A 15874-nucleotide genomic window follows, 5' to 3' on the forward strand; every position below is an offset into this window, starting at 1 on the left:
GATCGACCGGTTGTTGCGAGAAGCAAAGGCGGGGATCGTAAATCGGCAGATTTTCAACGGAAGCTCAAATGAAAAACCAATATCAATCGAGTCCGACCCTATTGAAACTTCAATTTAATAATATAATTAGCTTGAACACCTTCTTTGTCAAATTCAACAAAATAATCATTCATCATGCTGATTTTATTTAATATTGATTGTGTTCTTTCCTTTTTATAGAGCCAATCTATCAAAGAATTAATAAATGATTTTTGATATTCAATAAATTGATGGGCTGCATCAGAGTTTTTGCTTTTATAGATAGTGTATGTATCGTCAAACAATGTTTTCATAGATGCTGAAAGCTCACTTGGTATTTTTTCACTTTCTTTATAATCGGATAGTACTCCAGAAATAAGAAATCCTATCAGGAATATGGTACTAGCGACTAAACTTGTGAAAAGGGCATTTAATTCCATGACCTCTAATCCAAATTTATGAGAAAGAAACTTCAATATAGTTACTAAAATAATTACAGGCATTATCCTGAATGCTATTGACCATTTCTGCCACAATTTTTTTGTTGATTTTATAATTATTTCTTGATCAATGGGGACAGACTTGTTTGATATTGGTGTTTTCATTTAACCTTCCTTTGAAAGTCTGTGGATTTACGGTCGCCGCCTTTGCTTCTGGCAACAACCGGTCGATCTAGTTTCTGATCTTGCCCTGCTTTAACGAGTACTTCGAAAGGGGTTCTTCTGCGAATTGCCTCGTGCGATACCCATGAAAAACATTAACTTATAAGCGATGAAAATACTAAAATTCGATGAATCGTATTTTGGTAGTGCGTAGGCGCAGGGTCTTAAAGAAATAAATTTTCAAACATGATAATGTAAAAAACTTTCTGTCTCACGCGGTGTTATTAATTAGCTTTAAATTTTTTGAGCTATCGAAACCTAAATAAAATAATCATTTTAAGAATGCAATTGTAATGAGCTCTATATACCGGAGCTTATTTTCATTACCCAATCTAATGCCGGTTGTGGATAGATACCCATTAATAATACTAATGTTGCGGCGATGATCACCATCACACCGCCTGCGAGTTGGCCCCAATCAGCGGGTGCGTCTTGTTGACGCATACCGGGTTCAGACAAATATAGTGTCACGATGACGCGTAGGTAGTAGTAGACACCAATGGCGCTGCCCATCACTAAAGCGCCAAGCAACCACCACAGTTGTGCTTGTACGCCGACGGCTGCGATATAAAATTTTCCGATAAAGCCTGCGGTTAACGGAATGCCGGCGAGTGATAACAGCATGACGGTGAGTGCAGCGGTGAGATAAGGATTTTTCCAGAATAAGCCGCGATAAGCATATAGCGTATCTGCGTCATGTCCTTGATACGGGCTGGACATTAATGCAATCACGCCAAATGCACCTAACGTTGTGAGTACATACGCCAGTAAATAAACGGCGATGGCTTCGGTTGCGAGTGTGTGTGCGGGAACGGCGACCAGTGGGATCAGTAAATATCCAAAATGTGCAATAGATGAATACCCTAACAAGCGTTTGATGTTGTTTTGCATTAACGCTAATAAATTGCCTACGAGTATCGAAGCAATCGCTAATGCTGTGAATAAAGTAGTCAGCAAACCGTCGTGCAATAAGGGCGTTTCTTGTGATAAGCGTAACAACACAGCGAATACTGCAACTTTACTGCTAGTGGCAAGATAAGCGCCGACAGGTGCAGGTGCGCCTTGATAAACATCGGGTGTCCATAAATGGAATGGCACGAGGGATAGTTTGAATGCAATCGCGACGAGTATCATGGCAACGCCAGCTAATAGTAGTGGATTGTAATGATAGGCTTCCATGAGTGGCATGCTTAAGTCAGCAGCGATATCTGCGAAAGCGAGACTGCCCGTGTGTGCATACAATAATGCCATGCCAAATAATAAGAAAGCAGAGGCAGCGGCCGATAGCACTAGATATTTTAGTCCCGCTTCCAGTGTGCGTTTTTCGCGAAAGGTGTAAGCGACGAGACCGTAAAGTGGCACTGATAAAATTTCTAAGCCTAAAAACAAACTTGCTAAGTGATTGCTGGATACGAGTACTAAGCCACCGGCTGCTGACATTAACAGCAACAAATAAAATTCTTCACGGTTGCCTTGGTATTTTTCTAAATAGGCGTGCGCAAGTGTTGCGCATGCAAGTGTTGAAATTAAAATAAGCGCCATATAAAAACAGGCGCTGGCATCAACTCGCAACAAACCAGTGACATCGTGAGGTCCTTGCCACGCGGCATAAGCCACACACAATAAAGTGATATTTAAACCGATGACGGTGAAGGTCGCATTCCAAAAATGATTGCGACGAAATGCAATCGCTAACATTACCCCAACAATCGTGCAGCAGATAGCAATGAAGGGTAGGAGTGCGATTAAATCTAAACGGGTAAATATCATATTGCGTTACTCAATTGAGACCGGTAAGTAAGCTTGTTGGATGCTTTGCATAACACTGGCTGAGGTGTCTAGTAACGGTTGTGGATACAAGCCGATGTAAAGCAATAACAGCACTAATGCAAACGACATGAGGAATTCGCGTAACGAAGGGCCGCGTATAGGTTCATCGGTTTTAGCGGGTCCATAAAATGCACGTTGCATCAAGGTGAGCGAATAAATAGAAGCTAATACTAAACCGCTGGCAGCAATGATGACGATAATCGGCGCTGCGTCATACGCGCCGAGTAAAATTAAAAACTCGCCAACGAAGTTACCGGTGCCAGGTAAACCTAATGATGCTGCACTAAAAAATAATGCGAAAGCGGGTAACAAAGGTAAGCGCGACCACAAACCACCCATTTCATTTAAATTACGAGTGTGTAAACGTTCATACACTTGGCCGCATAAAATAAATAAGGCAGCAGCTGAGATACCATGCGCTACCATTTGCACCACAGCGCCTTGTAACGCTATTAAAGTACCTGCGTAAATAGCAATCAACACAAAGCCCATATGCGAAATGCTGGTGTAAGCAATCAAGCGTTTGATGTCGGTTTGAGCAAACGCTAAAACCGCGCCGTAAATAATTCCAATGGCACCTAATGTCATCGCAATGGGTGCAAATTCTTGTGAGGCATGAGGAAAGATGGGTAGTACAAAGCGCAACAAACCATACGCTGCGGTTTTTAATAATAAACCGGCAAGATCCACGCTGCCCGCAGTAGGTGCTTGTGCGTGCGCATCGGGTAACCATGAATGCAAAGGCACGACCGGGAGTTTTACGGCAAATGCAATGAAAAAACCTAGCATCAATACGAATTCTAGAGCAGGCGACAATACGGCGTGTCGTAAAACATCGTAATCAAAACTAAGAATGTTGGTGCTTTGATAATGCGCAAATACTAAACCGAGAATGGCAAGCAGCATTAATAAACCACTGGCTTGTGTATAGATAAAAAACTTAGTGGCAGCGGTGATCCGACTTTTACCATCGGAGCCACTATGTCCCCATAGCGCAATGAGGAAATACATCGGCACTAACATCATTTCCCAAAAGAAGAAAAATAGAAATAAATCTAGCGCTAGAAATACGCCAATGACGCCGCCTAAAATCCATAATAAATTTAGGTGGAAAAAGCCCACGTATTTTTGTACTTCATTCCACGAGCAAGCAACCGATAATGCGCCAATGAATCCGGTTAACATGACGAGTAACAAGGATAGGCCGTCTAATCCTAAATGGATGCTGATCCCAAAACGTGTGATCCACGGTATTTGATATTCTAGTTGCCACTGACTTTGAGTAGCTGCACCACTAATGGCAGCAAGGTTGTAATCGCCTTGCAGCCATAATAAAACCGATATCACTGTGACTGAGGTCATGCACAATAATGCTATCCAGCGCGGAAAATTTTCTCCGAAGCGTTCAATTTGCCAGCACAGTAAACCGCCGATGAAAGGAGTTAAGATAAGTAAAATCAGTAGCATATGGATGCTGTATCCGCTTTAAATTAATTTAAAAATACTAAGGTTATTAAAACGATGACTGCGCCTATACCGATACTCGCGGTGTACCAGCGCAGGTAACCGGTTTGCGTCACGCTTAATAACATATTGCTACGTTTAACGAGTTTGGGTATTAAATTAATTGTGCGATCGGCGATATCGCGGCGCAGTAATCGTGCGACAGCAATATACGGTTTCACCAATAACGCATCATATAAAGCATCGAATCCCCACGCGTTATACCAAACATGCGTTAAGCCTCGTCCGATAGTGCTATTGGCAATGCGAGTTATAAAATCACGATTGCCAAGATACAGTGCAATTGCAATGCCGATACCGAGGATTGCTACTGCTGCAGATATGATTTCTATGGTGTGCTTCAAGTGATTATTATTGTCGTCAAAGCTAGGCAATACCGCCGCTAGCGGTGGATGGATTAATGCGCCGACAAAAGTGGATAACACTAATAATGTTATAAGTGGCAGTGTATACGCTATGCCGTGACCGGGGTGTGCATCGGTTTTTGCTTCGCCGTGAAATACGATAAAAATTAAACGGAAAGTGTAAATGGAGGTTAACAGCGCGCCGATTAAACCTGCGATGAATAAATCCAAATGTTGATTTGCAAACGCTTGCCATAAGATTTCATCTTTGCTGTAGAAGCCGGCAGTAATAAAAGGTAAAGCAGCAAGCGCTGCGCCGGCGACGATGAAGCAGGCGTATACCAGTGGTAATTTTTTACGTAAGCCACCCATTTTGAAAATATTTTGTTCGTGGTGACAGGCGACAATCACTGCACCTGCGGATAAAAATAATAAGGCTTTAAAAAATGCATGTGTCATTAAATGGAAAATTGCGGCTCCCCATGCGCTAGCACCCAGCGCCAGAAACATATAACCAATTTGACTCATTGTTGAGTAAGCAAGTATACGTTTGATATCGCGCTGCGCTAATGCGGCGAATCCTGCGAGTAATAAGGTGATGGCGCCGATATAACCAATGAGAGATAAAACGGTAGGTGATAATTCAAATATCGTGTGTAGTCGCGCAATTAAATAAACGCCCGCCGTAACCATAGTTGCGGCATGTATTAATGCCGATACCGGTGTTGGGCCAGCCATCGCATCGGCTAACCATGTATGTAAAGGTGCTTGTGCGGATTTGCCGATAGCGCCACCTAATAACATTAACGCGGTCAACATGATGAGCAAAGAGTCGGGGCTATAAACAGTGGGTGCGCGAGTGAGAATTTCTTGAATATTTAAGGTGCCTAGTTGATACCACAGCATGAATAAACCAATTGCCATGAATACATCACCTATGCGAGTGATGACAAAGGCTTTCATCGCAGCAGCGCCATTTGCCGCATTGCGATAATAAAAACCAATCAACAGATAGCTACATAAACCAACGCCTTCCCAACCAAAATAAAGGAATATTAAATTGTCGGCGAGTATGAGCACTAACATGCTGGCAATAAATAAATTCATATACGCAAAAAAACGTGAATAACCTTCTTCGCCGCGCATATACCATGATGCAAACAAATGAATTAAAAAACCGACGCCTGTTACTACGCCCAATAAGGTCAGTGACAATCCATCTAAATGTAACGCTAATTGTGGTGTGAAATTATCAATGCGTACCCAGTTCCATAATGGCTGAGTGAACTGTTGCTGGCTTTGTGACAATAAATCAAAACCAACCCACGCTGTGACTAATGCAGATAAACCAATTGAACCAACACCAATAATGGCGGCGTGATTTTCTGCTAGTCGACCACGAGAAAAAGCCAGCAGCAAGAAACCTAATAAAGGAAACGCAATAGTTAAAAAGAGTAAGCTCATCCGCGCATCTCACTGGCTGCGTCTATATCCAATGTGTGGAAGCGACGATAAAGTTGTAAGACTAAAGCAAGACCAATAGTGGCTTCGCATGCGGCTAAACTTAAAATCAAAATAAACATGATTTGACCATCTGCCTGCCCCCAGCGACTGCCTGCGACTATGAATGCCAGCGCTGCCGCATTCATCATTATTTCTAAACACATCAACATAAAAATAATATTGCGACGCACGAGAATGCCGGCAAATCCAATAACAAATAACATGGCGGCTAATGCTAAGCCGTGCTCCATGGGAACAGTGTTAGTCAGGTTAAACATATTTTTTCTCTTCAGGGCGACCTAAGTGCCAAGCGGTAACAAGTGCCGCTAATAATAAAAGTGAAGCGAGTTCTACTGCGAGCAAATAAGGACCAAATAGCGCGATGCCGACTTGTTTTGCATCGACGGTTATAGCCCCTGCGGGATGCGAACCGTTTTGTATAAATACATAAAGTAGGGTGCCTAACAAAATCAGCGATAAAAATGTGGGACCTAACCAAATGCGCGGTTTTAACCATTCGCGTTCTTGTTTAATAACGGCGGGGCCTAAATTTAACATCATCACGACGAATACAAATAACACCATAATGGCGCCTGCATAAACAATAATTTCTAATGCGCCAGCAAAGGGTGCGCCTAGCGCGAAAAAAATCATCGCAACGGCTATGAGTGAAATCACTAGATACAGTAATGCATGCACAGGATTGGTGTTGATAACAACACTTAAGGTTGCAAATAATGCAACGGCAGAGGCTATGTAAAACGCAATTTCCACTTTGGTGTTTCCTTATTAATTACTTTATAAATTAGGGCAGTAAGTTTTTCACGTCAATGGGCGCTGCTTCGTGTTGTGCGTCGCCTTTTTGTTTGCCCGCTATTGCGAGTCCTGCCACACGATAAAAATTGTAATCAGGATATTTGCCAGGGCCTGATATGAGTAAATGTTCTTTTTCATAAACTAAATTTTGACGATTGTAATCCGCCATTTCAAAATCTGGCGTTAGTTGAATCGCTGTAGTAGGACACGCTTCTTCGCAGAGACCGCAAAAAATGCAACGAGAAAAATTAATGCGGAAAAATTCGGGATACCAGCGACCATCCTCGGTTTCGGCTTTTTGTAATGAAATGCAGCCGACCGGACACGCGACTGCGCAAAGGTTGCACGCAACACAGCGTTCTTCACCGTCAGGATCGCGAGTAAGTACAATGCGGCCACGATAACGCGGTGGTACGTTTACTTTTTGTTCGGGATATAAAATAGTGTCGCGTTTGCGGAAGGTGTGCATGAAAACCAGCCACATGCTGCGCAGTTGACTGCCTACACCTGTCGTAATACTAACTAATGCGTTCCAAAAATAAGCCATGTGTTAACTCCGGCTCGCTACGTTCATGAGCAACAACGCCATAAAATAACAGCGCCAGTGATTAATAGATTAAGTAAGGTCAGCGGTAAACATATTTTCCAACTGGCACTCATCAATTGATCGTAACGAGGACGCGGTAATGCGGCACGTATTAAAATAAATAACATAATGAAAAATATCATTTTCAGTGCAAACCAAACGACGGGTGGTAAAAATGGCCCGTGCCAACCACCGAAGAATAAAGTCACTAATAATGCAGACACTAATAAGATGCCCACATATTCACCGACAAAAAACATTCCCCATTTCATGCCGGAATATTCGGTGTGATAGCCTGCCGCTAATTCTGATTCTGATTCAGGTAAATCAAAAGGACTGCGGTGAGTCACCGCGACGCCCGCTAACGCAAAGGTTATAAAACCAAAAAACTGTGGCACGATAAACCACAGGTCTTGTTGCGCATCGACAATGTCACGCATATTAAAAGAGCCGGTGATGGCCACCACGCCCATGAGTGAAATACCCATAAAGACTTCATAAGAAACCGTTTGTGCGGCTGAACGTAAACCACCCAGTAATGCGTATTTGCTATTGCTAGACCAACCTGCGAATAACACGGCATAGACGGCTAGCCCGGCGAGCATTAAGAAAAACAAAATACCGATACTAAGATCAGCCACACCCCACGTAGGCGTGATAGGCACAATAGCAAATGCAATAAGGAAAGCGCTCATTGCAATGATGGGCGCTAACCAAAATGTTAATTTATCAACAAATGGCGGCGTCCAATCTTCTTTAAAAAACATTTTGATCATATCAGCAACAATTTGCAGTAGACCAAATGGGCCGACTCGATTTGGGCCATAGCGATCTTGCCACAATGCTAATAAACGACGTTCGACGAAAGAAAGTAGTGATGCGCCCGTAACCGTTACGATGAGAATAAGCAGCGCTTTTGCAACAGCGATTAGAACTTCTAAGATGTCGGGTGTCAGCCAATTGAAATTCATACGATAACCTGCGCCCACAATTCTGTTTCGTCACGATTAATTATCAAGGGCATATTCGGTAAAACAGGTAAACCAATCGTGCCGCTCGCTAAAGCCGCGTGAATAATAACGGGGAGCTTCAATGTACATTGGCTGGTTTTTATATTAACAATCGTATTGTCGAGCACGTGAAGTTGCTGCGCATCGTGCGCAGAGATTGCGACATACGCTGTCGGCATGCGTGCTTGTATCGGTGCTGTGCGTGCGGATAATTCATCGCTGCCAAAAATATGGTGTAACGGTAAAACGCGCCATTCATTTTTGCGAGTAATAAAAGCGGCTGGTGCAGTGCCGAGATAGGGCGTTGTAGTGTTGTTAGGTTCTATTAAACGCACACCCGAATCACCGCCGCGTGAATGACCGCCGACTTCATCTTGAAATTTATTCCAAGCTTGCGGAGAATTCCAGCCAGGTACCCATGCAAAAGGAATAAGCGGCGCAACGGATTGTTTTGCACCGCTGTAACCTTCCATCGAGAATGCCAGTGCACTGTCTTTATCTTGGGATGCGCGTGGTTCATGCACCGATAAATTTGCACGCATAGCGGTGCGACCGCTGTAACGATTAGGTTCGCGCGCAATTTTTAAACCTTGTACACGGAAAGTTGCATCAGGCGCGGCTTCAACAATGCGTGCTAAAGCGGGAATTGCCGTTGCGCAAGCAAGCGTTACTTGATCGAGTTGAGTCCAGTCGATGTTTTGATTTTTAGTTGCGCACTGGAGTGCATGTAACCAGCGCCAGCTTTCTTTGATTTGACATTGTGGATCGTAGTAGATGGGATCATAAACTTGAAAATAACGTTGCGCGCGCATTTCATTATTAATTAAGGTGCCGTCACTTTCAGCGAAGCTAGCAGTAGGTAATACCATGCTCGCTTGTTGGGTGGTGCGTGTAATTTGATGATCTAAAACAATTATATTTTTAATTTTTTGTAATGCGTTATCGATGACGCTCGTGTCAGCGCGCTGATACAGATCATTTTCAACAATAATAACGGTGTCAACATTACCCGTATTTAATGTGTGTAGCGCGGCATCAAGTGATTGATTGTTGAGCATTGCTACGCCAAGACTATTTGTTTCTGGCACTACTAAACTGATTGCGGTATTTTTATTGTGTGCGTGTAATGCCGTAGTGATGTTGGCAGCTGCGTGCAGCACTGCGGTAGAGCCCGCACCAGTACCAGAAATGATCAAAGGTTTTTTAGCGTTACGTAATGCTTGCGTAATTTGTTGCGCTAGTGCCGAAGTGTTTGCGTCTAAGTCTTTTACGGCCGGCGCTTTGGAATCTAGTGCATGCGCAATAGCAAAACCTAATCGTGCTAAATCTTCTGGCGCGGCGCGATAAGTTGCGGTCGCAATATCATCAAGTTTAGTGCTGCTGAAGCTCGCAACAAACAAAGGATTTTTTTCATGTTGCGCAATGTTTTTAATGGCGTCGGCTTGCCACGTAGCAATATTTTGAGCGGCAGCGAGTGTTTGAGCTTTGCCATAAACAATTGCTTGGCGTAATGCTAATGCAATGCGCGGTGCGGTTTGTGTTACATCTTCTCCGAGCACCAAGATGGCATCGTATGATTCGATATCACGTAATGAAGGTGTACGTGCGGGACTGTTTTTTAATATACTCAATATTAGTTGAGTTTGAGTTAATTCTGCCGCGCGCATGCCCGTGTAAAAGTTTTTGTCGCCCACCAATTCGCGCAATGCAAAATTAGCTTCAAGACTGGCGCGAGGTGAACCAATACCAATAATGTTTTTGGCGTCGCGCAAATTGCTGCTAGTAATGGCTAATGCTTGATCAGTATTGATAATGCTGTAGGCGTTGTTGCTTTGTTTGGCAGTAGGCTGGCGAGGGCGGTCTTTATTATTGACATAGCCATAACCAAAGCGGCCGCGATCACATAAGAACGAATGATTCACTGCGCCGTTGTAACGATTTTCAATCCGGCGCACTTCGCCATAACGTTCGCCGGGGCTGGTATTGCACCCCACAGAACATTGTTGGCAAATGCTGGGTGCAAATTGCATATCCCATTTACGCGTGTAATGTTCACCGTGAGTTTTATCGGTAAAAACACCGGTGGGACATACTTCTGTTAAATTGCCAGAAAATTCGTTTTCTAGTGGGCCACTTTCAACGCGACCAAAATAAACATTATCGTGTGCACCAAAAACGCCGAGATCATCTCCGCCGGCATAATCTTGGTAATAACGCACGCAACGATAACAGGCGATACAACGATTCATTTCGTGATTAATAAAAGGACCGAGGTCTTGATTTAAATGAGTACGTTTATCAAAACGATAACTACGTTTGTTGTGACCGGTCATAACGGTCATGTCTTGTAGGTGGCAATTACCACCTTCTTCGCACACAGGGCAATCGTGTGGATGATTAACCATCAACCATTCAACTACATTTTTGCGGAATGCTTTTGCTTCTGCATCGTCAATTGAAATCCATGCGCCATTGCTTGCCGGCGTCATGCATGACATGACAATCTTGCCGCGTTTATCATTTGCATTTGCGTATTGTTTAACTGCGCATTGACGACAAGCGCCGACGCTGCCGAGTGCAGGGTGCCAGCAAAAATAGGGAATATCGAGATCTAATGACAAACACGCTTGCAGCAAGTTGTCTGTATCATCAACTTCGTATGTCTTGCCGTCTACGTGAATAGTTGCCATGATTATTTGTCAATCTCGTTAGCGTTTAATGCCGAGTTCAAATTCAGCGCGAAAATATTTTAATGCGCTTTGTAATGGTTCCATTGCGCCGGGCGCTAATGCACAAAATGTTCTGCCAGGTCCAAGCGCTACCGCTGTGCGTTCTAACATTTCGATATCGCCAGGTTTGCCTTCACCGCGTTCAAGTGCGCGTAAAACTTTTGCGGTCCACGGTAAACCATCACGACACGGTGTGCACCAGCCGCAAGATTCGCGCGCAAAAAATTCTTCAAGATTACGCACAGCCGCAATCATACTTTGTTGTTTGTCGATAACAATTAATAGACCCGTACCAAGACGACTGCCGGTTTTTGCAATAGTGTCGAAGTCCATTGCTAAATCTAAATGTTCTGGTAATAAGAAATCAGTTGATGCGCCGCCCGGTAACCATGCTTTGAGCGCGCGACCTTGTTGCATGCCGCCCGCGTGTTCTTCAAGAATTTCGCGCGCGCTAGTGCCTATCGGTAATTCCCATAATCCTGGACGTTTTGCGCGACCCGATACACCATAAATTTTAGTTCCACCATCGGTGCTTTTACCTTGCGCTAAACCGGTAAACCATTCAGCGCCATGCAACACAATATGCGGAACGTTTTGTAAAGTTTCTACATTATTAATAATGGTGGGTTTGCCCCATAAACCAGCGACTTGTGGAAAGGGTGGTTTTGCACGCGGATTAGCGCGACGACCTTCTAAGGCATTGATGAGCGCAGTTTCTTCACCGCAGATATAACGTCCTGCGCCCGTGTGTACAAATAATTCAAAATCCCAACCGCCACCGAGAATATTTTTTCCTAAATAACCAGCGGCTTTAGCTTCTGCAATGGCTTGATTTAAACGTTCTGCCGCAAGTACATATTCGCCGCGTAAAAAAATATAACCTTTTTTTGCTTGTATGGCATAACCCGCGAGCAGCATGCCTTCTATCATTTGATGTGGTAAACGTTCGAGTAATAAACGATCTTTAAAAGTGCCGGGTTCCATTTCATCTGCATTGCAGACAATATATTTTTCTTTAGGCGCATCCGCAGTCATGGGAACAAATTCCCATTTCAAACCAGTAGAAAATCCTGCGCCACCGCGACCACGAAGATTGGCGTCTTTTACAGTTTGTGTAATTTCAGCAGGCGCCATATTTTTTATAGCTTTGCGAACCGCTGCATAACCTTCTTGTTGTTCATACGTTTTTAAATCGGGTGCGCTGCCATCGGCGCGCATACGCCACGTTAGCGGATGTGTTTCGACCGATACATTCGTAGTGTTGCTAACATTACTCATGGGTATTGCTCCAACAACGAGCCAATTTTTTCGGGCGTTAAATTGTCGTGGGTATCATCATTAATCATTAACACGGGGCCTTTATCGCAGGCGCCTAAACAACAGATGGGTAAGAGTGTAAAGCGGTTGTCGGCGGTGGTTTGTCCGTATTGAATGTTGAGTTGTTGTTGCAGTGCAGTTAGCACTTCTTCATAGCCGGTGAGCATGCAAGAAATGCTATCGCAGATTTTAATAACATGACGACCTACGGGGCGACGAAAAATTAAACTATAAAAAGTGGCAACGCCTTCGACATCGACCGCAGAAATGCCCAGTATATTTGCAATAGGTGTGATCGCACCGTCAGGCACCCAGCCGCGATGCTTTTGCACAATTTTTAATGCTTCAATGCACGCGGCGCGCGAGTCATCGTAATGCTGCATGTCGTGTTCAATCTCCGCACGTTCTGTTGCAGACAGCACGAATGCATCTTGTTGCACGAGATCAATGCGGTTTAATTTAAATGTAGTGTTATCGGTCGACATCGGCCATCACAAAATCAATACTTGCCAAATAGGCGATAAGATCGGGAACCATGCCGCCACGAATGACGGATGGGATTTGTTGCAAATGCGGGAAACTTGGCGTGCGAATACGTGTGCGATAACTCATCGTGCTGTGATCGGAGATTAAATAATAACTGTTAATCCCTTTAGTGGCTTCAATCAATTGACTGGATTCACCGGCAGGCATAATAGGTCCCCACGAAACACTTAAGAAATGCGTAATCAGTGTTTCAATATCTTGTAAGGTTCGTTCTTTAGGTGGCGGTGTAGTTAATGGATGATCGGCTTTATACGGACCCGCTGGCATATTTTCTAAACATTGTTTGATGATGCGCACGCTCTGACGCATTTCTTCTAAACGCACCATGCCACGATCATAAGCATCGCCGTTGTTTGCAAGTGGCACATCGAATTCAAAATTTTCATAACCAGAATAAGGTCGCGCTTTGCGCAAATCATAATCTAATCCGGTAGCGCGTAAACCAGGACCGGTGACGCCCCATGATAATGCTTGCTCGGTATTATATTGTGCAACACCAATAGTCCGTGCGCGCAAAATACCATTAAGCATCGCGGCTTTTTCGTATTCATGTAAACGTTTTGGCATCCATTCTACAAATTCGCGAACCAGTTTATCCCAACCTTCAGGTAAATCGTGTGCGAGTCCACCGATGCGGAACCATGCGGGATGCATACGAAAACCGGTAATGGCTTCGATAACGTTGTAAGCTTTTTGTCGATCAGTAAACATGTAGAAAATCGGTGACATGCCGCCGACATCAACAATATAAGTGCCTAAGAAAAGTAGGTGACTGGTAATGCGAAAAAATTCTGACAACATGACGCGAATTACTTTTACGCGCTCAGGTACTTTTATGCCGGCTAATTTTTCTACGGCTTGTACATACGCTAAATTATTCATCACACCGCCGAGATAATCGATGCGATCGGTGTAAGGAATGTAACTGTGCCAGGTTTGGCGCTCGGCCATTTTTTCAGCGCCGCGATGGTGATAACCGATGTCAGGTACACAATCGACTATTTCTTCGCCATCCAGTTGTAAAACAATACGGAAAGCACCATGCGCAGAAGGATGATTAGGGCCCAAATTTAAAAACATGAAATCAGCATTATCAGAATGGCGTTTCATTCCCCATTCTTCAGGGTTAAAACGTAAGGCTTCTTGTTGTTCGTCTTGACGCGCAGTGGTGAGTGTAAAAGGATCAAACTCGGTGGCGCGTGCTGGATAACTTTTACGGAGCGGATGACCTTGCCAGTTACGCGGTAATAAAATGCGTTGCAGTAAAGGATGACCATCGAAATGTATGCCGAATAAATCCCACACTTCACGTTCATACCAATTGGCATTGGGCCAAATGCTGGTGACGGTGGGTAACGTTAAATCATCTGCTGATAATGCGACTTTAATGCGCACATCGCTGTTTCTTTCAATCGACAACAAATGATAAAACACGGTGAAATCAGCAGGCGGTAATCCTGTGCGGCGCGTGCGCAATGTTTCATCCATTGCGGAAAGATCTAGCAGCATCACATACGGACGTGGCAGCTGACGCAAAAAGCGCAACACTTCAAGTAGCTGGCTACGCGCTACCCACAAGGTGGGTATTTGATCGATCGTAGATTGAAATACAAAATTGTCTGCACCAAAACGTGTATACAAACCTTGCACTACATCGTGCGCATATTCTGCATCGGCGTTAGGAGGAGTTAGCGTTGAATGTTCGGTCATTTATTATTCGCTTGTAACAACGCTTAAATTTTATCGGGTGTGCGCAGATTGACAGTCTGCATGCGTGCTTCTTGTTTAACGTCACGTTGCGCGGGCATATTGGCGCGGTATACGCCTTGATCACCTACCACCCATGAAAGCGGTCGACGTTCTTTGCCGATAGAATCTTGTAAAAGCATTAAGCCTTGTAAAAAAGCTTCAGGACGGGGAGGACAGCCAGGCACATACACATCGACAGGTAAAAACTTGTCTACGCCTTGGACGACCGAATAAATATCATACATGCCGCCGGAATTGGCGCAGGCACCCATCGAAATTACCCATTTGGGTTCGAGCATTTGTTCGTATAAGCGTTGAATGACGGGCGCCATTTTAATGAAACAGGTACCCGCGATAACCATGAAATCAGCTTGGCGTGGTGATGCGCGGATAACTTCAGCACCAAAACGGGCAATATCATGCGGTGGTGTAAATGCGGTGGCCATTTCGACATAGCAACAAGACAGGCCGAAGTTGTAAGGCCATAAAGAATGTTTGCGACCCCAATTGACGGAGTCGTGTAACACATCTTGCAGTTTGCCCATGAAGATACTGCGATTAATGTGTTCTTCTGAGGGGTCGGCTACTGTTTGGCGTTGTCCCTGCGGATAAGGCTCGCTGGGGTTTTCGGCAGCGGTGGGGTCAATACGGGTGAGGGTGTATTCCATATATATAGTGTCTCAATTATCGGAATCGGCTTGCTGACGCGCGCGTTCGGCTAAGTTACGGCGCGCTTGAGGAGCCCAATCCAACGCGCCCAGGCGCCATACGTAAATTAAGCCAGCCAGTAAAATCGCAATAAAAATAGTTACTTCGATAAAGCCCATCCAGCCGCTTTCGCGTACTGAGACTGCCCAGGCGTATAAAAACAACGCTTCAACGTCAAAAATGACAAACATCATCGCGACTAAATAGAATTTGGCAGAGATGCGCATCTGCGCGCCGCCAACTGAGACAACACCGGATTCAAAGGCTTCTTCTTTAGCGCGGCCGCGGGCACGACCACCTAATACAAAGGATAGACCCAGCATAAAAGTGCACATTCCGCATACACCTAGCAGGTATACGATAAAAGACAAGCTGTGCGCGTCTAGCAGAGGCAGTGACATAGTGATCCCTCAAGGGTGAATGATTATAAAGGAACTGTGAAAAACTCTCTACGCTGTTTTTTTGACGCTTAACGCACGCGCAATGTTGAAGATTGTTGCATTGATAGCGGTTGCATGAAAGGAAAGTTGAG

The 15874-nt window shown here is 44.3% G+C and carries 14 protein-coding genes; all 14 read right to left on the reverse strand.

Annotation, left to right across the window (positions count from 1 at the left end):
- Positions 1–98: 98 nt before the first annotated feature.
- The 14 genes from H0W44_05795 to H0W44_05860 all read right to left on the reverse strand — a co-directional run bounded on the left by H0W44_05795 (position 99) and on the right by H0W44_05860 (position 15749).
- Entirely contained in the window at positions 99–623 is a 525-nt protein-coding gene (locus tag H0W44_05795) for a hypothetical protein (protein MBA3581951.1), read from the reverse strand.
- A 357-nt stretch (positions 624–980) separates the two neighbouring features.
- The gene (nuoN, locus tag H0W44_05800) at positions 981–2450 is read right to left on the reverse strand and encodes an NADH-quinone oxidoreductase subunit NuoN (protein ID MBA3581952.1); all 1470 of its coding nucleotides are present in this window, start codon (positions 2448–2450) and stop codon (positions 981–983) included.
- A gap of 6 nt (positions 2451–2456) precedes the next feature.
- Positions 2457–3977, reverse strand: coding sequence for an NADH-quinone oxidoreductase subunit M (gene nuoM, locus H0W44_05805; GenBank protein ID MBA3581953.1), 1521 nt, complete (start codon positions 3975–3977; stop codon positions 2457–2459).
- Positions 3978–4000: 23 nt separating this feature from the next.
- Complete coding sequence (nuoL, locus tag H0W44_05810; GenBank protein ID MBA3581954.1) at positions 4001–5842, reverse strand: NADH-quinone oxidoreductase subunit L; 1842 nt, start codon at positions 5840–5842, stop codon at positions 4001–4003.
- Positions 5839–6159, reverse strand: a complete 321-nt coding sequence (gene nuoK / locus H0W44_05815) for an NADH-quinone oxidoreductase subunit NuoK (protein ID MBA3581955.1) — start codon at positions 6157–6159, stop codon at positions 5839–5841. The genes nuoL and nuoK overlap by 4 nt, the downstream gene beginning before the upstream one ends.
- A complete protein-coding gene (nuoJ, locus tag H0W44_05820; GenBank protein MBA3581956.1) occupies positions 6152–6655 on the reverse strand; it encodes an NADH-quinone oxidoreductase subunit J in 504 nt (167 codons plus the stop codon). Before nuoJ ends, nuoK begins: the two co-directional genes overlap by 8 nt.
- 31 nt (positions 6656–6686) lie before the next feature.
- Positions 6687–7244 carry an NADH-quinone oxidoreductase subunit NuoI gene (gene nuoI, locus H0W44_05825; GenBank protein MBA3581957.1) on the reverse strand — a complete coding sequence of 186 codons (558 nt, stop codon included), beginning with the start codon at positions 7242–7244 and terminating at the stop codon, positions 6687–6689.
- Between the two features lie 23 nt (positions 7245–7267).
- Positions 7268–8254 (reverse strand): NADH-quinone oxidoreductase subunit NuoH, encoded by a 987-nt coding sequence (gene nuoH / locus H0W44_05830; GenBank protein MBA3581958.1) that lies wholly within the window; start codon positions 8252–8254, stop codon positions 7268–7270.
- Positions 8251–10983 (reverse strand): NADH-quinone oxidoreductase subunit NuoG, encoded by a 2733-nt coding sequence (gene nuoG, locus H0W44_05835; protein ID MBA3581959.1) that lies wholly within the window; start codon positions 10981–10983, stop codon positions 8251–8253. Before nuoG ends, nuoH begins: the two co-directional genes overlap by 4 nt.
- Before the next feature lie 18 nt (positions 10984–11001).
- Positions 11002–12300: an NADH-quinone oxidoreductase subunit NuoF gene (gene nuoF, locus H0W44_05840; GenBank protein MBA3581960.1), complete on the reverse strand. Its 1299-nt coding sequence runs from the start codon at positions 12298–12300 to the stop codon at positions 11002–11004.
- Positions 12297–12824, reverse strand: a complete 528-nt coding sequence (nuoE, locus tag H0W44_05845; protein ID MBA3581961.1) for an NADH-quinone oxidoreductase subunit NuoE — start codon at positions 12822–12824, stop codon at positions 12297–12299. The genes nuoF and nuoE overlap by 4 nt, the downstream gene beginning before the upstream one ends.
- A complete protein-coding gene (gene nuoC / locus H0W44_05850; protein MBA3581962.1) occupies positions 12811–14595 on the reverse strand; it encodes an NADH-quinone oxidoreductase subunit C/D in 1785 nt (594 codons plus the stop codon). Before nuoC ends, nuoE begins: the two co-directional genes overlap by 14 nt.
- Before the next feature lie 23 nt (positions 14596–14618).
- Entirely contained in the window at positions 14619–15302 is a 684-nt protein-coding gene (locus H0W44_05855) for an NADH-quinone oxidoreductase subunit B (GenBank protein MBA3581963.1), read from the reverse strand.
- A gap of 12 nt (positions 15303–15314) precedes the next feature.
- Positions 15315–15749 (reverse strand): NADH-quinone oxidoreductase subunit A, encoded by a 435-nt coding sequence (locus H0W44_05860; protein ID MBA3581964.1) that lies wholly within the window; start codon positions 15747–15749, stop codon positions 15315–15317.
- Positions 15750–15874: the final 125 nt, after the last annotated feature.

This window comes from Gammaproteobacteria bacterium, from assembly GCA_013817245.1.
Lineage (GTDB): Bacteria > Pseudomonadota > Gammaproteobacteria > HTCC5015 > HTCC5015 > JACDDA01.